The 24,966-nt window shown below is 39.6% G+C and carries 28 protein-coding genes; 21 read left to right on the top strand and 7 right to left on the bottom strand.

The window, feature by feature from the left end:
- The first annotated feature begins 14 nt into the window (after positions 1–14).
- The 3 genes from apcA to VB732_RS07785 all read left to right on the top strand — a co-directional run bounded on the left by apcA (position 15) and on the right by VB732_RS07785 (position 1,483).
- A complete protein-coding gene (apcA, locus tag VB732_RS07795; protein ID WP_190911849.1) occupies positions 15–500 on the top strand; it encodes an allophycocyanin subunit alpha in 486 nt (161 codons plus the stop codon).
- A gap of 65 nt (positions 501–565) precedes the next feature.
- On the top strand, positions 566–1,054 hold the full coding sequence (gene apcB, locus VB732_RS07790; protein WP_100899351.1) for an allophycocyanin subunit beta: 489 nt from the start codon (positions 566–568) through the stop codon (positions 1,052–1,054).
- 222 nt (positions 1,055–1,276) lie between these two features.
- A complete protein-coding gene (locus VB732_RS07785) occupies positions 1,277–1,483 on the top strand; it encodes a phycobilisome linker polypeptide (protein ID WP_190911850.1) in 207 nt (68 codons plus the stop codon).
- A gap of 81 nt (positions 1,484–1,564) precedes the next feature.
- Here the strand turns inward: VB732_RS07785 and VB732_RS07780 are convergent, their stop codons facing one another.
- Complete coding sequence (locus VB732_RS07780; protein ID WP_323230240.1) at positions 1,565–2,581, bottom strand: hypothetical protein; 1,017 nt, start codon at positions 2,579–2,581, stop codon at positions 1,565–1,567.
- 487 nt (positions 2,582–3,068) lie between these two features.
- On the opposite strand from VB732_RS07780, the gene VB732_RS07775 reads away from it, so the two are divergent.
- From VB732_RS07775 to VB732_RS07755, 5 genes are all read left to right on the top strand, one after another.
- Positions 3,069–3,839 carry a class I SAM-dependent methyltransferase gene (locus VB732_RS07775; protein WP_323230239.1) on the top strand — a complete coding sequence of 257 codons (771 nt, stop codon included), beginning with the start codon at positions 3,069–3,071 and terminating at the stop codon, positions 3,837–3,839.
- A complete protein-coding gene (locus tag VB732_RS07770) occupies positions 3,836–4,570 on the top strand; it encodes an iron-containing redox enzyme family protein (protein WP_323230238.1) in 735 nt (244 codons plus the stop codon). Before VB732_RS07775 ends, VB732_RS07770 begins: the two co-directional genes overlap by 4 nt.
- A gap of 305 nt (positions 4,571–4,875) precedes the next feature.
- Positions 4,876–5,427 (top strand): heme NO-binding domain-containing protein, encoded by a 552-nt coding sequence (locus tag VB732_RS07765; protein ID WP_323230237.1) that lies wholly within the window; start codon positions 4,876–4,878, stop codon positions 5,425–5,427.
- A 10-nt stretch (positions 5,428–5,437) separates the two neighbouring features.
- Positions 5,438–6,886, top strand: coding sequence for a sensor histidine kinase (locus VB732_RS07760; protein WP_323230236.1), 1,449 nt, complete (start codon positions 5,438–5,440; stop codon positions 6,884–6,886).
- A gap of 243 nt (positions 6,887–7,129) precedes the next feature.
- Positions 7,130–8,332 (top strand): FtsW/RodA/SpoVE family cell cycle protein, encoded by a 1,203-nt coding sequence (locus VB732_RS07755; protein ID WP_323230235.1) that lies wholly within the window; start codon positions 7,130–7,132, stop codon positions 8,330–8,332.
- 468 nt (positions 8,333–8,800) lie between these two features.
- Here VB732_RS07755 and VB732_RS07750 read toward each other — a convergent pair whose 3' ends face one another.
- A complete protein-coding gene (locus VB732_RS07750; RefSeq protein WP_323230234.1) occupies positions 8,801–9,283 on the bottom strand; it encodes a tetratricopeptide repeat protein in 483 nt (160 codons plus the stop codon).
- Positions 9,284–9,765: 482 nt separating this feature from the next.
- Between VB732_RS07750 and VB732_RS07745 the strand changes: the two genes are divergently transcribed.
- Positions 9,766–9,894, top strand: a complete 129-nt coding sequence (locus VB732_RS07745) for a hypothetical protein (RefSeq protein WP_323230233.1) — start codon at positions 9,766–9,768, stop codon at positions 9,892–9,894.
- A 147-nt stretch (positions 9,895–10,041) separates the two neighbouring features.
- On the opposite strand, the gene VB732_RS07740 is transcribed toward VB732_RS07745, so the two are convergent.
- Both VB732_RS07740 and VB732_RS07735 read right to left on the bottom strand, forming a co-directional pair.
- Positions 10,042–10,443 carry a response regulator gene (locus VB732_RS07740; protein WP_323230232.1) on the bottom strand — a complete coding sequence of 134 codons (402 nt, stop codon included), beginning with the start codon at positions 10,441–10,443 and terminating at the stop codon, positions 10,042–10,044.
- A gap of 410 nt (positions 10,444–10,853) precedes the next feature.
- The gene (locus tag VB732_RS07735) at positions 10,854–12,182 is read right to left on the bottom strand and encodes a CCA tRNA nucleotidyltransferase (protein WP_323230231.1); all 1,329 of its coding nucleotides are present in this window, start codon (positions 12,180–12,182) and stop codon (positions 10,854–10,856) included.
- 86 nt (positions 12,183–12,268) lie between these two features.
- Here VB732_RS07735 and VB732_RS07730 point away from each other — a divergent pair, with 86 nt between their 5' ends.
- The 5 genes from VB732_RS07730 (at position 12,269) to VB732_RS07710 (ending at position 14,270) form a co-directional block, all read left to right on the top strand.
- On the top strand, positions 12,269–12,517 hold the full coding sequence (locus tag VB732_RS07730) for a Ycf34 family protein (protein WP_118167283.1): 249 nt from the start codon (positions 12,269–12,271) through the stop codon (positions 12,515–12,517).
- 6 nt (positions 12,518–12,523) lie between these two features.
- On the top strand, positions 12,524–12,754 hold the full coding sequence (locus tag VB732_RS07725) for a hypothetical protein (protein WP_323230230.1): 231 nt from the start codon (positions 12,524–12,526) through the stop codon (positions 12,752–12,754).
- A 112-nt stretch (positions 12,755–12,866) separates the two neighbouring features.
- On the top strand, positions 12,867–13,526 hold the full coding sequence (tsaB, locus tag VB732_RS07720; RefSeq protein WP_323230229.1) for a tRNA (adenosine(37)-N6)-threonylcarbamoyltransferase complex dimerization subunit type 1 TsaB: 660 nt from the start codon (positions 12,867–12,869) through the stop codon (positions 13,524–13,526).
- A 151-nt stretch (positions 13,527–13,677) separates the two neighbouring features.
- Positions 13,678–13,878, top strand: coding sequence for a hypothetical protein (locus VB732_RS07715; RefSeq protein WP_323230228.1), 201 nt, complete (start codon positions 13,678–13,680; stop codon positions 13,876–13,878).
- Entirely contained in the window at positions 13,869–14,270 is a 402-nt protein-coding gene (locus VB732_RS07710) for a type II toxin-antitoxin system VapC family toxin (RefSeq protein ID WP_323230227.1), read from the top strand. Before VB732_RS07715 ends, VB732_RS07710 begins: the two co-directional genes overlap by 10 nt.
- Positions 14,271–14,341: 71 nt before the next feature.
- Here the strand turns inward: VB732_RS07710 and VB732_RS07705 are convergent, their stop codons facing one another.
- Positions 14,342–15,259 (bottom strand): AEC family transporter, encoded by a 918-nt coding sequence (locus VB732_RS07705; protein WP_323230226.1) that lies wholly within the window; start codon positions 15,257–15,259, stop codon positions 14,342–14,344.
- 102 nt (positions 15,260–15,361) lie between these two features.
- Here VB732_RS07705 and VB732_RS07700 point away from each other — a divergent pair, with 102 nt between their 5' ends.
- Entirely contained in the window at positions 15,362–16,162 is an 801-nt protein-coding gene (locus VB732_RS07700) for a M15 family metallopeptidase (RefSeq protein ID WP_323230225.1), read from the top strand.
- 222 nt (positions 16,163–16,384) lie between these two features.
- Here VB732_RS07700 and VB732_RS07695 read toward each other — a convergent pair whose 3' ends face one another.
- Both VB732_RS07695 and VB732_RS07690 read right to left on the bottom strand, forming a co-directional pair.
- Complete coding sequence (locus tag VB732_RS07695) at positions 16,385–17,212, bottom strand: alpha/beta hydrolase (RefSeq protein WP_323230224.1); 828 nt, start codon at positions 17,210–17,212, stop codon at positions 16,385–16,387.
- Positions 17,213–17,335: 123 nt separating this feature from the next.
- Complete coding sequence (locus VB732_RS07690) at positions 17,336–18,061, bottom strand: 1-acyl-sn-glycerol-3-phosphate acyltransferase (RefSeq protein ID WP_323230223.1); 726 nt, start codon at positions 18,059–18,061, stop codon at positions 17,336–17,338.
- A gap of 368 nt (positions 18,062–18,429) precedes the next feature.
- Between VB732_RS07690 and metG the strand changes: the two genes are divergently transcribed.
- From metG to menH, 6 genes are all read left to right on the top strand, one after another.
- Entirely contained in the window at positions 18,430–20,034 is a 1,605-nt protein-coding gene (metG, locus tag VB732_RS07685) for a methionine--tRNA ligase (RefSeq protein WP_323230222.1), read from the top strand.
- A gap of 166 nt (positions 20,035–20,200) precedes the next feature.
- Entirely contained in the window at positions 20,201–20,830 is a 630-nt protein-coding gene (locus tag VB732_RS07680) for an NYN domain-containing protein (RefSeq protein ID WP_041565095.1), read from the top strand.
- Positions 20,830–22,038, top strand: coding sequence for an LPS export ABC transporter periplasmic protein LptC (lptC, locus tag VB732_RS07675; protein ID WP_323230221.1), 1,209 nt, complete (start codon positions 20,830–20,832; stop codon positions 22,036–22,038). The genes VB732_RS07680 and lptC overlap by 1 nt, the downstream gene beginning before the upstream one ends.
- A 113-nt stretch (positions 22,039–22,151) precedes the next feature.
- Positions 22,152–22,553: a metal-sensitive transcriptional regulator gene (locus tag VB732_RS07670; protein ID WP_323230220.1), complete on the top strand. Its 402-nt coding sequence runs from the start codon at positions 22,152–22,154 to the stop codon at positions 22,551–22,553.
- A 285-nt stretch (positions 22,554–22,838) separates the two neighbouring features.
- Positions 22,839–24,059: a CPBP family intramembrane glutamic endopeptidase gene (locus VB732_RS07665; protein WP_323230219.1), complete on the top strand. Its 1,221-nt coding sequence runs from the start codon at positions 22,839–22,841 to the stop codon at positions 24,057–24,059.
- An 86-nt stretch (positions 24,060–24,145) separates the two neighbouring features.
- A complete protein-coding gene (menH, locus tag VB732_RS07660) occupies positions 24,146–24,964 on the top strand; it encodes a 2-succinyl-6-hydroxy-2,4-cyclohexadiene-1-carboxylate synthase (protein WP_323230218.1) in 819 nt (272 codons plus the stop codon).
- Positions 24,965–24,966: the final 2 nt, after the last annotated feature.

Raw genomic sequence — 24,966 nt, 5'->3', positions numbered from 1 at the left:
GGAGGAATCCATTAATGAGTATCGTCACGAAAGCTATCGTGAATGCTGACGCAGAAGCTCGCTACCTCAGCCCTGGTGAATTGGATCGGATCAAATCCTTTGTTGCTACTGGTGAGCGCCGTGTGCGGATTGCTCAAGTTTTGACAGAAAACCGCGAACGTCTGGTTAAGCAAGCTGGCGACCAACTGTTCCAAAAGCGTCCTGATGTTGTGTCTCCTGGTGGTAACGCTTACGGTCAAGAATTGACCGCTACTTGTCTGCGTGACCTCGATTATTACCTCCGCCTCGTTACTTACGGTATCGTTGCTGGTGATGTTACCCCAATCGAAGAAATTGGTGTTATCGGTGTCCGCGAAATGTACAAGTCCTTAGGAACTCCTATCGATGGTGTTGCTGAAGGTATCCGTGGACTGAAGAATGTAGCTACTACATTGATGTCTGGTGATGACGCTGCTGAAGCTGGTACTTACTTCGACTACTTAGTTGGTGCCCTGCTATAAGGTGACGCTGTTTCTCTACTGAAACAGAAGTATTGCAATACGGTTGGAAATAAGGAATTAATAACATGGCTCAAGACGCAATTACCGCTGTCATTAACTCCGCAGACGTTCAAGGTAAATACCTAGACTCTTCTGCTTTACAAAAGCTAAAAGGCTACTTTGCCACTGGCGAACTGCGGGTACGTGCTGCTAGCACCATCAGCGCTAACGCTGCTGCGATCGTTAAAGAAGCTGTAGCAAAATCTTTGCTATACTCTGACATCACCCGTCCCGGCGGCAACATGTACACCACCCGCCGCTATGCAGCTTGCATCCGTGATTTGGACTACTACCTCCGCTATGCCACCTACGCTATGTTAGCTGGCGATCCTTCCATTTTGGATGAGCGTGTATTAAATGGCTTGAAGGAAACCTACAACTCTTTAGGAGTTCCCGTTGGTGCTACCGTGCAAGCTATCCAAGCAATCAAGGAAGTAACCGCTAGCTTGGTTGGTTCTGATGCTGGTAAGGAAATGGGTGTTTACCTAGACTATATCTCTTCTGGCTTAAGCTAAGAACTAGTTTGCGCTTAAAAATTTAGGTGCGACTTTATTAAGGTCTGGAAATCAACTGTGAGTGCTAGAACGTTATATTGCTTATCTTGGTAAATTATCACTGATGAGTGTTGGTGGTCTAGTATTGATGTTTGATTTCCAGCCTTTGAATAATTAAAAGATTTGCACTCAAGATTTTGAGATAAAAAAGTTTTCACAAAGTTTACAGGAGATTTTCAAAACATGTCCCGTTTTTTTAAAATTACTGCTCTAGTTCCTAGCCAAACCAGAATTCGTACCCAACGCGAACTCCAAAATACTTACTTTACTAAATTAGTTCCTTATGAGAACTGGTTCCGTGAACAGCAACGCATTCAAAAAGCAGGCGGTACAATCATCAAGGTAGAACTGGCAACTGGTAAGCAAGGTACTAATGCTGGCTTGTCGTAATTACTGTAGATAAAACATTATTTTAGAGAATTGGTAAGAGGTCAGTAAAGACCTCTTTTTTATCGCTCGAATTTTTGCAAATCAACAATTGAACATATTTAAAAGGCGATAACCTCGAGTATAAAGTGGAACTGGAGCATTAGGATTCTGTTTATTCTTAGTCTGTTCAACAGTTTCATCAAACACAATTAGCGTTTCCTTACCAACCTTCAGCCAGTCTTCGTAGGGCACACTCATATCTTCTTCAATACCACCAATACTAGGTGCTACCATCGCCCGGTAAGCTTCATTAAATTTTCGACGGAATCGGAAATCTACTGAAATTCTCAGGCCTTCAGTTTTCCTTCTTACTGTTTGATGCAATCCACGGGCATCATTAAAGTACATTGTGCCGTGTTGTAGTTGTGCTTCCGTGTAGGAGACAACCATCGGAATATCCCGACCTTCATCAAAGTCTGACATCACCTGCATAGCTTGTAGTTCCATCTCACGGGGCATTTCACCCGCTTCGATGGTTATATTATCGATGTCGCCAAATAGTGGCAGAACTACTACAGTTGCATCGGCAGCAACACCTGCCCAGACATCGCTATGGCACTTTGAGCTAGCGAAGGGCAAACCCAACTTCTTGGCGTCAGTTTTGCCGTAGACCATGCGGAGATTGACTGGTAAATCCACTGCATCAATCAGGTCATTTGCTCCTAGTTGGTAGAAAGCCTCTGCAACACTTTTTTGAAAGAGGTTAAATGCCAAAGTATGTTCTCGCTTGGGCATTAAAAGACCAGTACCAGTGTAGTTGGGCAATGTATTTCTTGCCTTCATTAGTCTTTCAAGCATTTCAGCTTCTGAAAGAATGATGGGACTATTCAGACACGCTGAAATATAACCCGCAGCAGCAATTCGGATTTGCTGGAATAGCTCAGGCTTTAATTTGTGTTCAAACAGTAGTCGGTACCGTCGCCTTGTAGCAATTTTATCAGCAAGCTCATCAAAGAGGCGATCGCCAAGCTCAGAAAATGCGATGGCACGTTCGTATTGTAAGCGATCGCGCACTGGTGATTCTGCTAACAGTTCTTCTAGCATCATTTCTTCCAACATTATTCTAAATTAGCTAAATAACTTATGCATCCAAAGCCATTTCGTTTTTAAAACGAATCTGGCTATTACAAATTAACAAGGTTATCCTCTTTATACTTCGTAAAATATACTGTTTTATTTGTCTTAGCTGCCTTGATTAAAAAGGTTAATTTTAACTTATTTAATAAAGCATAGATGAAGTTTAAACTTAAATAGTCAAACTATTTATATGTAAAACTTTTGCTAACTAAGTAACAAGGTAACTTCATGAAGTTAAATATTGTTTAACTATTTATATTTAAAGAAACCAACAAGATGGTAATTTCCAGGGTAGCTAATTCTTTGAAAAGCCTAGCTCTGAAACACGAAATTTACAAACAAGGAAAAATCGGTAAAATCAACCTTATCAGTAAAATAGATTCATTATTAAATGATATATATCCAGGCATTTTTGTCCGAACGGACTAAATTCAGCAAGCATAAATAAAGTATAAAAAACTAGTAGCAAATGTCAAATGTGAATCACAAAAACTCAACTAAAAACTTATATAATCGCACAGCATCAGAGTGGATTAGAGGAGAACCTACTTCTCTATCAGACTTTACAGCCCGCCCTTTTGTACTAGAGCTTTGTCAGCCTGTTGCTGGGTTGCGAGTACTTGATATAGGTTGTGGCGAAGGTTATTGCAGTCGAGAATTAAGCCGACGTGGTGCTGCATGGGTAAATGGAATAGACCTTTCCGAAAGCATGATTGCAGCAGCAAAACTGCAAGAAATAGAAGATTCGCTGGGTATTAGCTATCAAGTCGGATGTGCTACCAATCTCAAGCAGTTTGATGATGGCGAAATTGACTTAGTTGTTGCAGTGTTTCTATTTAATTATTTGACAATTGCTCAGACCCAAGAATGTATGGCAGAAGTTGCACGCATTCTTCGTCCGGGTGGTCGATTTGTATTTAGTGTTCCTCATCCATCTTTTCCATATATGCGCGAGGCAGCATATCCGTTTTATTTTCAAGTTGAGGGCACAGGTTACTTCAGCAAGCGTGATCAACAGTTTCCTGGTCGTATTTGGAAACGAGATGGCTCCTGGCTAAATGTGCAATTGATTCACAAAACTCTTGAGGATTACTTTAATGCTCTTAAAATTGCTGGCTTCAATACGATGCCAACCTTACAGGAATTGCGTGTGACTCCAGAACATATCGCAATAGATGAATCATTTTTTAGCCCTTTACTTGACCAACCTCTGCATCTAGCCCTACAAATATCACGATGACACAGACATCTTCTTTAGTTAGAAATTCCTTCCGTGAAATAACGATTAATCATCCTCTATGGAATCATGAGTTTCTAATGCGCTGTCAGGCTGGAAATTTATTTTTACCAGACGTACAGGTACTAGCTGTCCAGATGTACAAATTCTCCAAAGAATTTAATCGTATTTTGGCTAGCATCTTGTCTTGCTGCCAAGATGAAACCAGTCAGTTAGTTATCTTGGAAAATCTATTTGACGAAATGGGACAGGGAGATATAACTCAGTCTCACCCAGAATTATTTCGTCAATTTACCCGCGCACTTGGTATCCACGACGAAACTCTAGCATCACTACCCACTGCACCTGAAACTCGCGCCCTTATTGAAACTTACTTGCAGATGCCACACAAGTACGGCTATTTAGCTGCACTTGGTGCCGTCTGTTATGCTTCCGAAGGGATTGTTAGCTCACTGTACACGCAACTGTACAAAGGAATTGTTGGCGCTACTCCTTTACCCAAAGAATCGCTGATCTTTTTTGAAGTTCATATTGATGTGGATGATAGTCATGCAGCAAAGCTAGCAGCAGTGATTGAACCTCAGATTACTATGAATGAAGAAGATATCAAGATCAAACTGGCTATTATAGAAGCTATGGATGCGCGTCTCCAGTTTTTTAACGGTATTCAGCGTCAAATCTCTAAATATAGTTTATATCCTGATTCATGGCTGCCTTTTGATGAATCTCTGTAGTTAATCTGTCAAGCTGAAATTGATGGGTAAAGAAGTTCGTAGTAAGGACTTTAATCCTTACTACAAAACCTCAAAACTAACTGGGTTAAAGGAATAAGTGAAAATACGGTTGTAATAACAAGTATTTGTAGCATTAGAATACAAACAGTTTTCCCTACTTTTTTCGGTTTTTAAAGCTGTAATAAAACATTTTAAGATTTGATTACAGAAATTTTTGTCATTTAAATTAAGCCTTTTAAGAAGTTAGTTTTCGAGTCTTGGGCAAATTCACAAAGTAAAATTAGGTGCAGCAAGAGGAGGCTTCCATGTACGGATTAGTGAACAAGGCGATTCAAGACATGGTGTGCAGTCGCTTTGGCGAAGATACTTGGAAAACAATCAAGCAGAAAGCAGAGGTGGATGTAGATGTTTTCCTCAGTATGGAAGGCTATCCTGATGACATTACCCACAAGCTGGTAAAAGCTGCTAGTGCTATTCTCGGTTTATCTTCCTCAGAGATTATGCAAGCCTTTGGGGAATTTTGGGTTCAGTACACCGCTCAAGAAGGCTATGGCGAATTGATGGATATGAGTGGAGATGAACTCCCTGAGTTTTTAGAAAACCTTGATAATCTTCATGCTCGTGTAGGAGTTAGTTTTCCTAAACTTCAACCCCCATCATTTGAGTGTACTGATATAGAAGAAAATTCTCTGAGCTTACATTATCGCTCTGATAGAGAAGGGCTAACGCCAATGATTCTTGGACTAGTCAAGGGATTGGGAACCAGGTTTGATACAGAAGTTCATATTACCCAAACCCAAAGTCGAGATGAGGGTGCTGAACATGATGAATTTTTAGTGATTTATAAACCAAATTGAGTGCAGTAGCATGGCTCCTCCTCACCTTACACTTTCGCCAGAGTTGCTGGCGAAAGCTTTTCCTTTCCACTTTGCCTTTAACTGTAATCGGGAAATTGTACAAGCTGGTGATGTATACGGGCGCATCTGTCCTGAACCATTAGTTGGTAAATTGATTGAGCAGCATTTTCAGATCAATCGTCCAAAAATTCTGGTTGATTTTGATGCGATTAGTAAACAATCTCGTGCTTTGTTTATATTAGAGTTTTTCCGCAATGGAATGCATCTCAAGGGTCAGATGATGTATCAACCAGAGGAGGAAGTGATATTTTTTTTAGGTTCTCCCTGGATTACAGATACAACTAGCCTGGCTCCTCTGGGTATAAAACTCAAAGATTTTGCAATTCACGACCCTATTGTTGATTTCTTGTTTCTACTACAATCTCAGAATACTGCTTTGGCTGATGCTAAAAAGTTAACGAATGAGCTGAAACAGCAAAGAGCACAACTACGGAGCGCGCTACAAATCAAAGAGAATTTGGCAGAAATTGCTGAGGCTCAGTCTAAAAAATTGGAAAAATCCCTGCGGGAGCTACAGCAAACTCAAGCTCAATTAGTCCAAGCTGAGAAAATGTCCAGTTTAGGGCAGTTAGTCGCAGGAGTCGCTCACGAAATTAACAATCCGGTTAATTTTATTTACGGGAATTTGAAATATGCAAAGGATTATACGCAGTGTTTGCTGAATCTTGTGTATCTTTACCAGCAGTTTTATGACAATCCGGTGTCAGATATTCAAAAATACATTAAGGAAATTGAGTTAGATTTTTTACTAGATGATTTGCCCAAAATCCTAAATTCGATGGAAGTAGGAGCCGAAAGGATCTCAGAAATTGTCTTGTCTCTGCGGAATTTCTCTCGTCTTGATGAGGCGGAGAAGAAAAGAGTTGATATTCACCAAGGACTAGATAGTACTTTACTGATTTTACAAAGTCGCTTCAAAGATAGTGTCGATCATCCTGGGATCAAAGTAGTGAAAAATTATGGAGATTTACCTTTAATAGATTGCTACGCTGGCCAACTCAATCAAGTATTCATGAATATTATCAGTAATGCAATTGATGCGCTCGATAACTATGATAGTAAACGCGCGATCGCAGAAATTCATTCTAATCCTAATAAAATTACAATTACTACAGAAGTCATCGAAACGAACTGTGTAATCAGAATTGCTGATAATGGTTCAGGAATAACACAAGCAGTTAAGGAACGGCTATTCGATCCATTTTTCACAACTAAGCCAGTCGGTAAGGGTACGGGATTAGGTTTATCAATTAGCTATCAGATTATAGTTGAGAAACATGGAGGGACACTAAGATGCATATCAGAACCTGGGCAAGGAACTGAGTTCTGGATTGAAATTCCCTTATCTATGAACAAACAAGCACTTAATTGCATAAAATCATTAAATTTAATAAAATAAATACTTTCGGTCAATTTTCGAGCGATCGCCCTTAACTATAGCAATCTGAAATTTTCAGTATAAAATACTACTTCGTTTTTACAGTGTTGAGATGGCAATTTGTCAGAAATGTTGAACTAGTGGTGTATTGAAGTTAACAACTCTAAGATTTATGGTTGTAAAGCCTACTTATGAGTTATAAGTTATGATTTATGAGTTTTATTTTTAACTCCTAATTTCTAACTTTTTTTACCTGTACTGCTCGTGAATCTACGCCGCCTGATTCCAATTTTTGATAGTTCAGTCTCCAACTGGGCATTAGAAGCGCGGTTGTTGCGCTGGTTAACCTTGATTTGGCTGTTCGTCGGCTTGATCATGCTATTTTCAGCATCATATCCTGTCGCTGATGCCCGTCAGAATGATGGTTTGTACTACTTTAAACGTCAACTGCTTTGGGTCTTAGTCTCCTTAATTGGGTTCAATATTATTGTTAATTTGCCCTTACAGAAAATTTTGGGATTATCCCATTGGTTTTTGTTGCTGTTTTTGGGGTTAATTTTTGTCACACTAATCCCAGGATTGGGAAAAAAGGCTTTTGATGCAGCACGTTGGATTGCGATCGGGCCAATTCCAATACAACCCTCAGAACTCATTAAACCCTTTTTGGTGTTGCAAAGTGCGAGGCTTTTTGGTCAGTGGGAACGAATCAGTTGGCGGGTTCGCTTCGCTTGGTTGGGCGTTTTTGGTTTGGTACTTTTAGGAATTCTTGCCCAGCCGAACTTGAGTACAACGGCACTTTGCGGTATGACTATCTGGCTAATTGCTTTAGCGGCTGGCTTACCTTACAAGTACCTGGGAGGAACAGCAATTGGTGGAGTCATGTTGGCACTACTCAGTATTAGTATCAAAGAGTACCAGCGTAGGCGGGTGATGTCATTCCTCAATCCTTGGGAGGATGCTACAGGAGATGGCTACCAGTTGGTGCAAAGTCTACTTGCTGTGGGTTCTGGTAAAACTTGGGGAGCTGGATATGGGCTTTCTCAACAAAAGCTGTTTTATTTACCAATTCAAGATACCGATTTTATTTTTGCGGTGTTTGCTGAAGAGTTTGGCTTTGTTGGCAGTATGGTGTTATTGGTGCTTTTAGCTACATTCGCTACTCTCGGATTAGTTGTGGCGCTGAAGGCTAAAAATATAGTACATAGATTAGTAGCGATCGGCGTGACGATTTTGATGGTAGGACAATCATTGCTCCATATTGGTGTGGCTACAGGTTCTCTACCAACTACTGGCTTACCTTTGCCCATGTTTAGTTATGGTGGTAATTCTATGATTGCCAGCTTGATAGCTGCTGGATTGCTGATTCGGGTAGCACGCGAGAGCAGTGAGGCTGAGGTAGTGCCGTTGCGAAAACCCCTGCTTGAAAATGGGCGCAAACGTCGGGGTTTTCATAAAACCAGGAATTGAGCTAACAAAAGCTTTTTGCTGGAATTAAATAGATTATGAAAGACCGAAAACAAACAAAAATATCGAGTTTGGGTAATTAGTAAATGATGCCTGCAATCATTGCATTTGCACCCCATCAGTAAAATCGGACTTCGCTTTCAGAACAGGTCAACAGGTGATGTTAGCAAAAGTAGAGAATGGGTTATCTCTGAGGTCAATAAGGGTTGTAGTTGCTGTGTTGGGATGGACGATGAGAGACTGGGGATCTTTCTAGAAAATTGCTACAACTCTGATTTTGGGAATAGGTTGTACTATGGCGTTCAGGGCACTAATGCTATAACCCATAAAAAATCTACCGCATCCCCATCAACAATTGAGTACCACTACCAATACCGATAGAAATGTATTTAATCAAATTGCGGTGAATAAGGCGATGAATTACTAGTGATGAGGGCAATAACGGATTCATAAAACAGTATGATGTTTCTCCTATCTGCCGTTGTAGCTGAATCTAAATGTACATTCTAAAATCAACTTTTGATTCACTAGCGAATAGGGCTGAATTTCTAGAGCGCTTTGAAAAGCTCGGATAGCTTCACCATACTCTCCTAGCGCGGCGTAACACAAGCCCATGCCGTGAAGCGCCCCGAAATGTATCGGATTGATCTGTACAACCATCTGACAATCTGCTAAAGATTTCTGATAATCACCAATACTGTAATAGAGAAAAGCCCGACGATTCCAGGCTTCGGCGAAATCTGGCTGTTCTTTGATTAATGCTGTTAGCGCTGTTTCTGCCTCAGCAATTTCACCTGCATCCAGTAACTTTTGACTGCGATCAATTATTTCTAGCCCATAGATTCCCTTTTGCTGAAACCATATCCGCCAAATTTTTCTGGTTGCCTTATCGCGGACTGTAGCATCTGGGTTTTTCAACTCTTCAAGTAAGGAATTGATAGATAAAGAATCCATAAAGTTGAGATCAGTGAATATACCTTTGTATTAACTTTCTCACAAAATATATCGATTCAATCATTTTTAAAGCCATCTTTAAATTTGCGGTGATTAATTGCTATTTGTGAATTTTCTGTGTTGTTGATTATATTCAGCAATATGACTAATACCACACTCGAAATTTAAAATAATAAAAATAAAACTTGACTAAAGATAGTAGAGAGATCCCTAGTGACTAATAGCTGATAAAAAACATCTCTAAAAATTAGAACCATGCTGATTTGGGATTTAATCAGTGCTTGAGAATTACAGAAGCACAGTTACATCGCGCTTTATTTAAACAAATTGGGAGTGTTTCCAGAAGATCGCATTGGGAGGTATTTTTGCTGCCTGTCCCTGATCTCAACAAAACCATAGCTGTGAGGTTTCATGATAAACGCAACGGTTAGGGCATGTTTCGCTGATATATTTGCACTTGTCCGCTTATTCGCTTCATCAGAATGATCAAGTTACATCCTTATGTGTCTCTCTATACTGCTACTATTTATGACTACTTGGATAAATATAGCCATATTATTTCTGGATTGAGAAATACACGCGATCGCTTGTTTGGCACAAAATCATTATAAAAAATAATTAAACCAGAATTAAAAAATTTGATTGAGGAAATTATTGGTCAACCTGTTCTCAACTCATGGCTAACACCAATTTAGCAACAGGTCGGACTGGAATTATTGTGATTGTCAATCAATTATCTGATATTCCTCATTGCGAATCTATTTCCAAGATAAATTTAAATAACTTAGCTGACTGATGTGGCGACTAATTATTATTTCTAATTGATTAAAATCATAGGGTTTAGTAATGCAATCATCAAATCCTGTAAGCATAGTAGATTCATCATCTTGAGTCACTGTTAGAGGTGTTACTGCAATGATTGGGATAGTAGCAGTTTTTGCATCGTGTTTGAGGTTATCAATGACTCGGCTAGCACTCCAATTTGATAGCATTGTATCTAGAAGAATTACATCTGGTTGATGAGTTTGCGCCAATATCACAGCCCTCACTCCTTGTTTAGTACAAATGCATGAGAAATTTAATATTTTTAGATGAGAATTAAGTAGCTCTAAATCATGTAGACTTTGTTCTACAACCAAAATTAAAGGCTGTCCATTCATCAGCAGTTATTCCTATCCAAGAAAGGCTAGGGATAAAGACTGTGCCCGTCAGGAAAACCAAGAGGTCTTTTTTTATGATAAGTGCTTAAGTAATTGTACGAGGATGTATTCAAATGACTAACTAGGGAAAAAAATGAATAGTCTGGTATGTAATCCATCTGGACTGAATTTTAGAGAAGAAAACAACATCTTCATATCAAGCAAATAGTAGCATATATGATACCTATACTTGCAAGTATTCACTAAATGATTTATTGAACAGAATTCAGGAGTCAGGAGTCAGAATTCAGAATGAATTCTGTATGACTGGCGGATGAATAATTGGATTGAAGAACACCAAATTGAAACCTGAATTCTGACTTCTGAATTCTTCTTCAAGTCTCGTATCGCGTGTCTCTAAGCCGATATATTTAATTACCTTCCGTCTTCTCTTGTAACTGACGTGCATAAGCGATCGCTTCTGTTGGCGTTGAAACTTTCCCCTCAGCTTGTGCTACAGCAATTTCTGTCAAAAGTTGACCGATAATTGGTGAAGCTGGAATATCTAATGCTATAATCAACTCCTTCCCGCTCACTATTAGAGGGGGATGAGCGACCAGATCATCAGGGTTCAGGTAGCGGTTGATCAAAGATGCTAAGACTTGGCAGCCCGTTACTTTGGTTTCCAAACTTGTAGCGACTGCTGTGTGTAGTGGCTTGTCATCAGACATCGCCCCTACCCAATTATTAAGTGCCATAGCTAGCACTGCCATAGCGGGAAACACAATATCTGCGTCACGGAATAAAAAGTATTGTTCACGCAAGGGCATATTAATTGCTTGAAGTTGCGGTGACAATTTTAGAGCAGTGGTTACACCCCGGATTTCAGCACGGCTATAAGTTAATTCCTGTAGCTCTATTTCTGCTAATTCTGGATTGGGGTTGACCAGACAAGCAAGTTTGGCAATACTTAACCAAGTAGTTTTGATACTATCGCGGACATATTCTTGCAGTTGTGCCCCTAATTGTTGCCAATTTTCTGTAAGTAAGGAGGCTGCATTGTCAACTGCTGCTAGTTTGATCAAACTTTCACGAGTAGCATTTTTGAAGAAAGGCGCAAGTAAACCATCTTCCCAAGCACTGGTTATCCAAGGAGTACCCTGAGAATTTGCCAGTAGATAGCCAATTTCTACCCGCACTCGTTCGGCTGCAACTTTGCTCAGATGTGATGCTAAAGAACAAATTGCGGTTCGAGTAGCTGGTTCAATAGTAAAACCTAGTTGGGCAGCTTGGCGATAACCTCGCATTAACCGTAAAGGGTCATCTTCTAAGTTTGCGGGTGATATCATTCGCAAAATGCCCTGTTGTAAGTCTACATAACCTTGTAGAGGATCGATAATTTCTTGCGTATGAGGATTATAGGCGATCGCATTGACTGTAAAATCTCGTCTGTGCAAATCAACTTCTACACTATCTCCTTCCTGCTGGGCAAAGTCAGCCGTAGCATGGGGAAAAACCACGCGGGCAATTTGTCGTTCTGCATCGAGTAAGACAAAACCAGCTTTGTAATGATGAGCGATCGCTCTTGCTACCTTTACCGCCTTAGATGGTATAACAAAATCTAGATCCAGATATTCACGAGTTCTGCCAAGGAGCGCATCACGCACAGCACCGCCTACCATGTAAGCAGGTTGTGGCAAGAATTCTAAACTAAAAGGCCAATTTTCGGGAGCTAGGGTAGAGGGAATTGATTCATGCATTGTAATAAAAATCAACCCAGCAACTCATGAATAACGGTTGGGCTTAAGTTAGATTAACAATAAAGGCCCCTGGAGTTGGTTCTATTATGTGTATTTGTGTGAACTGCCACTATGTAGACAGCTGTGTTACCTATCATGCCGTGGAAGGGCAGCACCAACAGCCTCACTTGACCGAAACACCAAATTTTGATCCGAATGAACCTTCTATCAATGTCAACATTCGGACTAAAGATGATGTGATTGAGATGGAATGGGATGTTGTTGGTTGTCTCAGCTTTAAACGGGAAACAGGTAAGTGGTCGAAATTGCGTCCTGGTGAATTAGTGCCCACTTGATAGAAAATGATTGGTGTATCTTACAGTTATTTGCAGCTAAATAGACCATGCGGTAGGGGCACAGCATTGCTGTGCCCTTACGTCAGATATGCTTCAAATAGATATTTTGTCCATCAGCGATCGCTAATTCAGGTGTGGAGAGGAGATGTTAGGAAAGCGAATATTTGCGATCGCCTGCGGTGGGCGCAAGCGCGATCGCGTTCTGATTTGGTTGAAACAGTAAAACGTTTGGACTAAGACTTCTGTCCAAAGCAAAAGGAAGAAAGTGTGGTCTATTCAATTAAAACCACTATGCTATATGCTTAAATAAATCACCTTAACTCTATAAAAATAGATATTTTAATTAACTTTGACCACAGAACTAAAACACCTCACAACAAATAAATACGCTTTATCACTGCATACCACTACTCCCGAATTAGGACTAGCAATTAGTAATTTTACTGGCGATACTCGCTCTCAAGTTTGTAATTTGGGGCGTGATTTATCCAGCCTAATACATCAATATTTAATTGACTTTATCAAACCACAAACTTGGGCAGATTTGTCATTTATCGCAGTTGCAAAAGGCCCCGGCGGCTTTACAGGAACTCGAATTGGCGTTGTTACTGCTCGGACTTTAGGGCAACAGTTAGATATTCCTGTATTTGCAATTTCAACTTTGGCTGCCGTAGCTTGGGCAGAAGCAGGTAAGAGTCAAAAGTCAAAAACTATTGCTGTGGAAATGCCAGCACAACGAGGTCAAATTTTTGCTGCTATTTATCAGTTTGAGCCAGATATTTTTAAGCTAAAAGTGTGTTTGTCAGATAGAGTGTTCACACCAGAAGCATGGCAGGAAACTTTAGCTAATTGGAATACTAATTATCAGTTGATTCAAGCTAAATCTGGGTTAGCAACGACGGTGACAAGTATTTTGGAATTAGCTAATCTAGATTGGCAAGAAGGCAAATTTCCTAATTGGTCGGAGGCTTTGCCATATTATGGGCAACATCCAGTACAGGATGCATAATGCTTCTAAACTATTTATTTAATGGTTAATTGATTTAACTAAACTGCAAAAAGCGCCTCGCCGATTGCCAGATCCCAAAGACGAGCCATAATGAACGAAGCTGAAACCCGCGCCGAACTTATTCATTAACAACCACCGAAGAATTTGACTTATGCTGATCCAGAAGATTGTCCAAGAACTGCAAGACATCCCCGAAGATAAACTAGCAGAACTCTATGATCTAATTCACTACTTTCGACTAGGTTTAAGTCAAGAACGTACACAACCCCGCAACCCTGGTTTATTGAAAGGACAACTCGGCGATCCTTTCTTTGAACCACTGCCAGAAGAGGAACTCCAGCAATGGGAATGAGTTACCTCATCGACACCCATATCTTTCTGTGGTGGCTCTTTGACGATCCAAAACTCAACTCTGACTGCCGAGATATCATTCGCAACCCAGATCATCGCATCATTGTTAGCAGTGCTTCCGCCTGGGAAATTGCTACCAAATACCGTATCGGTAAACTACCCGAAGCCAAACAACTCGTTGAGCAATATTCACAGATATTGCATCAGGCTAAATTTATCGAACTTGCGATCGCCACAGTCCATGCACTCAGAGCCGGAAGCCTACCGATTGCCCACCGAGATCCCTTTGATCGTATGATCATGGCTCAGGCGGAAATCGAAAGTTTGCCTATCATCACCTACGACAAAGCCTTCCAGACTGGAATGATTCAGGTAATTCCTGACCTCAAGTAAAGACTATGAGCAGAAGCACCTAAACAAATAAATGTAGGTGTATTAAATATTTTACCAATGATGGCATTGTTCTAAAATAGCCACAGCCAGACTGGAAGAGTAGCCAGCAATACTATAGTCCCAGCAGCTAAGGCAGTAACTGCCAAATCGCGATCGAGATTGAATGCCTCAGCAATTACCAGTGTACCGAAAGCTGGAGGCATGGCTATTTGTAGCACGATGATCTTTACTATGGGTTCAGTTAATCCAAACAGTGGCAATATGCTGCCCAATATCAAGGGAACTAGTAGCATTTTGATTCCCAAGCTCATCCCTACTTGTGGTAAGCTACGCCAAGATTTGAGCAGGGCTAATCGCATTCCAATTAATAGTAGAGATAAACCTACACCACTCCAAGCAAACTTCTCTAGCCAGAATTCCGCGATCGCGGGAATCGTCACTTGTCGAAAGAGTAAACCAAATCCAAAACCCCACAGGGCAGGATTAATTAAGATAGACTTGGCAATCTGCCAATGATTTTGGGCACCACTGCCAAAACGCGCTGCTATTAATACACCCAAGGTATAAGTTCCTGGGAATGAACCGAGTAAATCGTAAAATAACGCCCAAGAAAAATATTCTTTACCTACCATTGCTAGAGTGATAGGAAAGCCAAGATAACCCGTATTACCCAACATTGCTGCTAATATCAAGCTAGCCTGAGTTTGTGGTTGGGGGACAGTATTTCTAAAATAAGCTTGTCCTTTAATAGCTAACCAAGCTAAAAATGCTCCTAGTAAAATGGCTAGGTAAGCGATCGCAGGTGCAATCCAAATTTGCCCTGACAAACTAGATTGACGCAAAAACGATACTATGCTTATGGGTACTCCCACCCAAAAAAGGAACTGTCCTAAACGTGTAGGAACTGTCACAGGTAGTTTGCGTCCCAAAATAAATCCTACCAGGACTAATCCTCCCAGCTTGACGTATAGTTCTAAAAGATTTATCAAGATTGCGCCTAAGAACTACAAATGTAAAATGCTACCTGTTACATCTACTTTTGTCCAGTGCAAAATCTGTTATGGTTATCCCACAAAAACAGGAGTTTACCCTTGAATAAGGCAGGGTTTTCTGGAAAACCGCAAAACTCATCGAATGACCTTGGTGATGATATTCCAGTGGCTGTACGCGATACCCCTGTTGCAGCGCCGAAAATGTGGTTGCAACCCCAAATTTTGATGATTAGCGGAGTGGCGGGATTTATCCTGCTGGCTTTAATTAGCAGTTTTTTGTTCATCACCGCACCCAAAAAAACCGTCGATTCTCAATCTTTACCAGCTACTTCAGTTTCTCCAAGTCCAGCACCATCTAATAATTCTAGCGATGCTGTGTTAGGGCATTTCCCATACCCAGAAGCGCCTCAGTCAGAATTAGTAACCATCTCCGCAAATAGGGGCATTAGAATGCGAAAAGCTGCTGCCCAAAAGTTTGAGGAGATGGTAGCCGCCGCGCGGAGTGCTGGTGTAACTTTAGTACCAATTTCTGGCTTTCGCTCAGTCAAAGACCAGGATCCATTATTTTTTGGTGTCGGTGCCCAACGAAATCAAAGGCCAGCAGAACGAGCCGCCCTCAGCGCTCCTCCTGGTCATAGCGAACATCACACAGGTTATGCTGTGGATGTTGGCGACGGAAGAGTGCCAGCAACTAATCTCCAAACTAACTTTGAAAATACCAAGGCTTATCAATGGCTACAAGCAAATGCAGCGCGTTTCAGCTTTGAAATGTCATTTCCTAAAGATAATATTCAAGGTGTGAATTATGAGCCTTGGCACTGGCGTTTTGTCGGCGATCGCAACAGCTTGGAAATGTTCTACAAAGCCAGAAATTTTAAACCCGCTAAGATATCGCCATAAGATTTAGTCATTTGTCATTTGTCATTAGTACCAATGACTGACTTCGATTTTCGCACGACAATTTAAGAAAACCATAGCGGATGGCTTTAGCTTAGAGATAATCTATGAGTAGCGATGTTTTCATAGTCGTGGATAAGTTAATCCAAAATCTCAAATCGGCAGAGTTAGCAGACAGGAGAACTATGGGCGATTTGCACTTATGGTAATGCGATCGCCTCCACCTTATCCTCTCACTTCTAGCCCTGTGCTTATATCAGCATTATTTTCTAAAAAGTCGTTATCCTTAAGAATTTCATAGAGATTAATATCTTGCTCTAGCAAACAAGCGTGTCCGCAATCGGGCAGCACCACAATCTTGTTATTTGGTAAGATATCCCCTATCCGCTTCACTTCAGTTACAGAAGGCAAAAGGCGATCGCTACCACCGGCAATCAACAAAACTGGTTGAGTTAAGCGACTTAACTTTTCTTGATCAATTTCAAATTCTCGCAGTAAAGACAACCGCCAAAGAACGGTTTCTGCTGGTACAGAACGCATCGTTTTCAGCAACTCATGGCGATCGCTCCGAGAAATACGCGGCAAAGATGCTAGAAACGGCAATAACCCCAGTGCGCCAACATCATACAATCCTGATGGCACTAAGTAAGTTAGTTGAGATGCCCAACTCAACCAAGTCCGAAGATGGAAAGACGAAGCTGGGTTAATTAAGATAATTCGCTTAAATAAATGCGGCGCTTGGATGGCTACTTTCATTGCCAAGCAACCACCAAAGGACTCACCACATAGATAAACTGACCTCCGAGAGCTTTTTTCTAGTTCGGCGTGGATCAAGTCCAATACACTCTTAGTTAGGACATCCCACGTATTCATGTCTTTGCGGGGAAGCGCCAAAGAACGAACATCAAAGCCAGTTTCTAATCCAGCAGTTTGCGATCGCAATAATTGACCTGTTCCATCCATTCCTGGCAAATATACCAATAGCGGATACTCTGGCTGTACTCGTTTAGGAGTCAGGAAACAAGGATTTAACTCAACTTCAGAGATAGTCATTGGTCATTGGTCATTAGTCAATGGTCATTAGTCAATGGTATAAAACTTTTGGGCTGCTGATTGTTTGGACAATCCAAAATCCAAGTTGCGTTTGCACCGCACCAAAGGAGCGAATTGAATGGTTTAATAGCAACCTTGACGCAGTAAATTGCTAATTTCACCATGACAGTGTTCTGTCAGTTCAGCCACAACAGTTCTAGCTTGTTTCCCGTGATATTTTTTTTGATGTTGGGGTGTAATCCAATAAGGGCGACCGATTAACACCGCAACCCGACGATAAATTACCAAAGGATGCCAACCAGCTTGATTAAATAAAGGTTCTGAAGGGTCAAATATACTCAAAAACCTTAAGGGAAAACCATTGGTGTTTACCTCTTCTAAGGATGCGATGGCGATCGGCAAAATTGCTAAATCTTGCACATCGGCTCGCAATGCTAAATGGGCAAATCCCCGTTGAAACTCACCTACTTGGTTTGGTTGAGTGAATTTCACCATTGGTTCAGTCCCTTCTGGAAAGACTCCCACCATCTGCTTAGACTGCAATAGCAACTGCGACTGCGAAAAAAAGTTTTGTTGGCGGTTTTGAGTTTTCTCCAAAGGAAAACACCCCAATTGACCGGTGACAATCTCCCGCATTACTGGCACTTGTCCCATGTAATGGTGGCAAGCAAAGCGAATCGGATTCGATAACGCTGCCATTAAAATCGGTGCATCCATGAAGCTGCGGTGATTGCTGACTACCAAAACGCTAGCATCTTGGGGAATACGATCCTCATAATAGCGAAACATTTGGGTTGAGAGTGCCGCCACCAAAGCGCGAGAAATCTCTAGGGGGCTATTTCGACTCATACCTAATCAATATATTTTCCAGTAAATATGGGGGTTTATCTTAACTTAATTTTTACATTTCTTTACTGCTGCCATGACCGTCTTAAGATAGAAATATCTGAATTGATAAAACCAGCTAAATTTTCTGCATTCAGCATTATGTATTCTCGGTAACAATATTTTCTAATAGAAAGTATTCAAAAAAATTATGGTTAGTTAATTTATCTCTTGTAGGCAAAATAAGTTGATATAGATGCATATTAAAAAACAATTTTTGACCTGATAAGTTTGCTACTATGAAGATGTTATTGGAAAAAATAGAAATATTATTGTATAATTGCGTGGTTTTGCCCAAAAAAGTAAGTTTAATAAGTTAGTTTTTATTTTGTATGAATCAAGCGAATAAAAAAGAATTGACATTTGCACTGACAACACCACTATATTATGTAAACGATGTCCCCCATATAGGCAGCGCTTATACGACGATCGCGGCAGATGTAGTGGCGCGGTTTCATAGATTACTAGGGCATCGGGTATTACTAATCACAGGTACAGATGAACACGGGCAAAAAATTCAGCGATCGGCAGAAAGTTTAGGCAAAGCACCACAAGAGTTTTGCGATGAAATTGTCCCTAGTTTCGTTAGTTTGTGGCAGTTACTAGACATTCAATACGATCGCTTTAGTCGGACTACTGCGCCTCGTCATGAAGCGATCGTCAAAGAATTTTTTGAGCGAGTTTGGGAATCTGGTGATATCTACCAAGGACAACAACAAGGCTGGTATTGCGTATCCTGCGAAGAATTTAAAGAAGAACGGGATCTGCTAGAAGGACATCGTTGCCCGATTCATACTAACAAAGAAGTTGAGTGGCGAGACGAGCAAAACTATTTTTTCCGCTTATCTAAATATCAAACTAAGCTGACAGAATTTTATCAATCTAAACCTGATTTTATTCAACCAGAAAGTCGACGAAATGAAGTCCTCAGCTTTGTAAATCAAGGACTACAAGACTTTTCCATTTCACGGATAAATCTAGATTGGGGTTTTCCCGTACCAGTTGATGCCAAACATACCCTTTATGTCTGGTTTGACGCGCTGCTAGGTTATGTGACGGCATTACTCGAACCAGATGCAGAACCAACTTTAGAAAATGCTTTAGGAAAATGGTGGCCAATCAACCTGCACCTAATTGGTAAAGATATTTTGCGCTTTCATGCAGTTTACTGGCCAGCAATGTTGTTGTCGGCTGGCTTACCCTTACCAGAAAGAGTATTTGGGCATGGCTTTTTGACTAAAGATGGTCAAAAGATGGGCAAAAGTCTGGGTAACACCCTTGATCCTGTGGCGTTAGTTCAGCGCTATGGTAGTGATGCCGTTCGTTATTACTTCCTTAAGGAAATCGAATTCGGCAAAGATGGAGATTTTAATGAAGTAAGGTTCATTAATGTTCTGAATGCAGATTTGGCAAATGATTTAGGTAATTTGCTCAATCGCACCTTGAGCATGGTGAAGAAATACTGCGCTGACAATAATGTTCCATCAATCGGTAGTGAAGGAATTCCTGACGAAAATCCTTTGAAAACAATTGGTTTACGTCTAGGGGAGCATGTAAAACAAGCTTATGAACAGCTAGCTTTCAGTCAAGCCTGCGGTGCTATCCTTTCACTGGCACAAGCCAGTAATAAGTTTATTGATGAACAAGCTCCTTGGACATTATATAAACAGGGACAGCAGGAGTCGGTAGAAAAGGTTCTCTACGCAGTTTTAGAATCAGTTAGACTGACAGCTTATCTGCTTTCTCCAATTATTCCGAACATCAGTAGCGATATTTATCAGCAACTGGGCTTCGGAATAGACTTCAACGATCGCATCCAAAGTTCAATTACCGCTCCTTTTGCCACCCATGCGACATGGGGGATACTATCTAGTAAACAACAGTTGGGTACATTCCAACCAGTTTTTAAGCGAATAGAACCCCCAAAAAACGATTAGTCCTTATCAAACTCTGATTTTGTTCAATTTCTTATTTTCTCAAAAAATTTATCGGAGCTTAATTTATGTTAGCCCCGGAACATTATCATAAGCCGCTGTGACTAGCATCTAAAAGTTCGTAATTTGTATCAAAAATAACAGGGATAAAAATCGAGGTATCACAATGATGTTGAATAATTTTGAAACCGATTCAATATTTACGCCAGAACAAGTTTTGGAGAATCGGGGCAGGGTCGCCATATTTATTGATGGCTCAAATCTATTTTACGCTGCACTGCAATTAGGGATTGAAATTGATTACACGAAGCTATTGTGTCGATTAACCGGAGGTTCTAGACTCCTGCGGTCTTTTTTCTACACTGGTGTAGATCGGACAAACGAGAAGCAACAGGGGTTCTTGCTGTGGATGCGTCGCAATGGCTATCGAGTCATTGCTAAGGATTTAGTCCAGCTACCAGATGGCTCTAAAAAAGCTAACCTGGATGTAGAAATAGCTGTAGACATGATGGCACTAGTTGATTCCTATGATACCGCAGTTTTAGTTAGCGGTGATGGGGATTTGGCTTATGCAGTCAATTCAGTTAGCTATCGTGGCGTGCGGGTAGAAGTGGTAAGTTTGCGTTCGATGACCAGCGACAGCTTAATTAATGTAAGCGATCGCTACATCGACTTAGAAGCCATCAAAGAAGACATTCAAAAAACCCCTCGCCAAAGCTATCCATATCGGCCGTTATCTGGTATCGGCTTTTTGGAAGACCCCAGAACTAGTGATGGACACCTAGAAATCCAAGAATAATGGCGTATCAATTTCATAAAAGAGGGAGACAGGGGGAGAAAAAAATTCAAAAATACTCCTCCACTCCCTCCTTCCTTTTTTTATCTTTGGTTTTTTTCTTGATATTTGGTTTAGTAGGCTGTGGGGGTAAATCCCCTCCAGCTTCTCAAGAAAATCCTGCATCATCTAGGCAAGATAGCGATTTAACCTTCTTTGATGTCACCCTAGAACAGGCAGATGAAGTGGGAAGACCAATTTGGAAAGTTAGGGCTAAAACCGCAAAATACACCAAAGATAAACAAATTGGTCAGGCTGAAAGTCCTTATGGTGAACTATATCAAGATGGTAAAGTAGTTTACCAAATCAAGGCAGATATTGCAGATATTGAACAAGATGGGAAGCAACTGTTTCTTAAAGGTAAAATATTTGCCACAGACCCTAGTAATGGAATTGTATTGCAAGGCAATGAATTAGAATGGCGACCCCAAGAAGATTTGTTGATTGTCCGCAACCAAATTAACGGTACTCACAAAAAACTACAAGCTGTAGCGCAAGAAGCACGAGTTAAAACCCGCGAACAGCGTATGGAATTTTCTGGAAAAGTAATAGCAAATTCTGTTGATCCCCAATTACAAGTAAGAACCGAGCATTTAATCTGGAATATTAAAGAAGAAAAACTGATTGGCGATCGCCCTTTAGAAATTGATCGCTACAAAGATAATAAAATTAGCGATCGCGGTAAGGGAAATTATGCCGAAGTTAACTTAAAAACAAAAATTGCCACTATTCAAAAGAATGCTCAATTAGATTTACTAGACCCGCCAGTGCAAATAGCTAGTAACTCTATGACTTGGAACATGAACGCAGAAAGCGTTATTACAAATTCCCCTGTGCGGATGTTCCAGCGTGTTGAAAATCTTACTGTTACCGCCAATCAAGGTGAAATGAAAATACCACAAAAAACGGTTTATTTAAAAGGTAACGTCAACGCCATTGGTCAGCGTCGCCAGTCTTTGAAATCTAATACATTAACTTGGTATTTAGACAATAAGTTAGTCGAAGCTCAAGGAAATGTAGTTTATCGGCAAGTTGATCCACCATTAAATTTTACAGGTGAAACAGCCGTTGGTAATCTGCAAACAGAAAATATTGTTGTCAAAGGTGGCAGTTCTAGCGGTAGGGTAGTAACAGAAATTATTCCCCAAGAAAGAGCCAATCGTCAGCAGTAGAGTTAGTGGAAATGGGCAGTAAGGAGTAGGCGGGACTTGGGCACAAGTCCTCTTCCCCACCCCCTGTAACGCTCTAGGCTAGGATCTTAGTATTACAAGTTCTTTGATAACCCATGAATGGATCAAACCGATTAGGAAAGGAATCCTTGCCAATATCCCAGCAAGCAGAACATTCCCAGCATCACGATATAGACCACAATCATACAGATCATACTCATGGGACTGAAGAGCCTGCTCATCCTCACATTCATAGCGAAGAATCTTTACGGCGAATTGCCAATCGATTATCACGTATAGAAGGCCATGTTCGTGGTATTAAGACAATGGTGCAGCAAAATAGCCCTTGTCCTGATGTTTTACTGCAAATTGCCGCAGTGCGCGGCGCATTAGATAAGGTAGCGCGAATTGTTTTGGATGAACATTTAACTGAATGTATTGCTAGAGCCGCACAAGAGGGTAATATTGAAGTTGAAATTAAACAGTTAAAAGCTGCTTTAGATCGATTTTTACCTTAAAAATCAGAAAAATCAAAAATTAACTAGCACGACAAGACATTTTGTAGAGATGCAATATTTGGTGTATTAACTCAGGGAAAGGGTTCTTTATGCCAAAATTCATACAAGTGTTTTATATTCATAGCTAATGGTCTGGGCAGTTCCAAAGCAATTGCACAGTTCTAAATTATACCCTTGAAAGTGTATTATGGTAGGCTGCTTTTGGCGTTATCTATCCACCAAGTAGCTAATTACACGTAGTTATCAAACTTTTATTTGAGCGAAGTTACTACTTGAGGATAATGTATGGAAAATAAGAACAGAGAAAAAGCTATAAATCAAATTTTGCTGGGACTTGCTTTAAAATTTTTTCCATTGATTATTTTTGGATTATTTAAGAGATATTTAAATAGTTTCTTTTCTAGCTTGAGTATCTTGATAGCTGTTTTAATCGTAGGATTTTTCTTAGTAGGGTATGTATTTTTTATTAAAGGATGTTATCTCTATAGTGAAACAAAAGGGTATTCATATAAATGGGGATGGCTAGGGTTATTAAGTTTGCTTGGTTTATCAATTTTATTACTTATTCCTTCAAAGAAAAATATAACTTATTTTCAAGATGAAATATTGGCAGATGAACCCTGGGATAAAATTAATATTCCAGAGTTATTCTTATCTTGGCTCATTGCCATACCATTTTTGTTGTGGTCTATATTAGGACTATTTTATTCATTCAATAATTGGAGTTTTTCCGACATAATAAAAAATCAAACTGTCCTTAATTTATTAACTATAGCTTATAGCCTTTGTTGGGGATTTATATTATTAAAAACTTTGCAGAGAGCAGGGTTTAAGCTTAATAAAATTATTGGTTATAAAAATTATGTTAATTTAAAACTGGTTGCAGTTCTTCTTGCTCTAGAATTTGCTTTTGCGAAGGGTTCTACTACCTTAATATTATACAACTTATCATTTGTCTTTCCAAAATATGTAGAAAGTTATATTAATGAAAAAGACTTTACTAATATTTTAGAAATGATCCTCTGGAGCTTTTCAGTTATACTATTAGCCCCTATCATAGAAGAATTCTTTTTTAGGGGAATAATTTTGCAAAAATGGGCAGTTAAATGGGGGGTAAGATCAGGAATTTTAACTTCATCTTTGCTATTTGCAATTTTACATTTTAGATTTGATGTTATTCCATTATTTATCACAGGTATTCTATTTTCAATTTTATATTTTAAAACCCGATCCTTAATAACATCAATGCTTTTTCATTTTTTCTATAACACTATTGCTACAATTTTAAAAATCAGACATTATTTCAACACATCAGAAATCGAAAGAAGTGCATTCGTTTCGGTAAAAGAGTATCAAACTGCAATACAACCGTTATTAAGTCAACGAGTTTTTCTGCTAGCTATATCTATTCCCTTTATTCTTTACTTTATTTATAAAAATTTCCCTAAAAATGATGCAATTATTCCTTATTATGCTAATAATGCTAAAACCTCTGAAATGAATTAACTTTATTCCATCCTATAAAAATAAAGAATTATGCTTTGCTCCACTTGTAAATATCAAATAGGCAATTTTGGAATTTATATATATGAATGACTTTAGAAAAGTATAATTTTAATTATTGTTTAAATTTAAATGAAAACAAACCTATAATTATTTTCTTGCACGGTTTTATAGGAAATATTCATGAATTTTATGAAGCCATAAAATTGCTAGCTGAAGATTTTTCTTATCTCACGCTTGATTTACCAGGACATGGTAAAACCGAAGTTGTCGGAGGTGATGAATACTATGGGATGGAAATCACCGCTCAAGCAATAATCAATTTATTAGATGAATTAAAAATAGATAAATGCCACTTAATTGGTTATTCTATGGGTGGAAGATTAGGTTTATACCTAACTCTAAATTTCCCGGAACGTTTTATTAAAATCGTATTAGAATCAGCTTCCCCTGGTTTAGCAACAGAAGCAGAACGATTAGAACGAGTTAGGCGTGATGCTCAAATAGCTAGAAAATTAAGCAGAAGCATTATTCAAACTGATTTTGCGGCTTTTTTGTCAAATTGGTACAATCAACCAATTTTTGGTGATATAAAAAATCATCCAGAATACGATCGCATGATACAAAGTCGGTTGCAAAACAATCCGCAGGAATTAGAGAAATCATTGCGCTTCATGGGGAATGGATGCCAACCTCCTTTATGGGAGAAGCTACAAGAGAATAAAATTCATATACTCTTACTAGCTGGTGAATATGATGAAAAGTTTATATCTATTAATAAAAAAATGGCTAAACTATGTAAATTTGCACAGTTAAAAATAATTAAAAATGCTGGACATAATATTCACTTTGAAAATACCTTGGCATTTGTGGAAAATATCAAATATTTTTTATCTATAGCAAGTTAGAA

It is taken from the genome of Nostoc sp. UHCC 0252 (assembly GCF_034931145.1).
In the GTDB taxonomy this organism is placed as follows: Bacteria; Cyanobacteriota; Cyanobacteriia; order Cyanobacteriales; family Nostocaceae; genus Nostoc.
The sequence above is the reverse complement of the archived record's forward strand: the minus strand, read 5'-3'. Positions and strand labels throughout refer to the sequence as shown.